Here is a 538-nt window from a genome sequence, read left to right on the forward strand (position 1 = left end):
TAATGAAGCTATTCGACAAAGACTGGAGATTCATAATCAAATGAGTTTTCAGAGTAAAAACGAGTCCCGCCAGAGCCTTTTTGAAGAATTAGAACGTAGTGTTTTGAAAATATTGCCTACTACTCGATATGAGTTAAAAGCATTCAGAAAAGCTAAAGTTCAACAGAACTGTCATGTTTTATTGGCTGAAGACAAACATTATTATTCTGTCCCTTTTCGCTATGTGGGTCAATATGTCAAACTGATTTATAGTGCTGAAAGTGTTGAGATTTATCAAGAACATAAACGCATTGCTACTCATGAAAGATTCAGGACAAAACATCAATATACAACCATAAAAGAACATTTACCAGCCCAACATCAGTATTTAATGAATTGGAATCCTGAGTTTTTTGAAAGGTTGGCTCTGAAAATAGGGCCAAACACACTCTTGGTGATTCAACAAATGCTCTCCAACAGAAAATATGCCGAACAAGCCTATAAATCCTGTGCTGGTGTTTTGGCTTTAGCTCAAAAAGTTGGAAAAGAACGTTTAGAT

The 538-nt window shown here is 35.5% G+C and carries 1 protein-coding gene; it reads left to right on the forward strand.

Annotation, left to right across the window (positions count from 1 at the left end):
- Nucleotides 1–538 (forward strand): Mu transposase domain-containing protein (locus ABR854_RS25820; protein ID WP_502881244.1); only part of this gene is annotated, 538 nt, incomplete at both ends.

Source organism: Emticicia sp. W12TSBA100-4, assembly GCF_040253585.1.
Lineage (GTDB): Bacteria > Bacteroidota > Bacteroidia > Cytophagales > Spirosomataceae > Emticicia.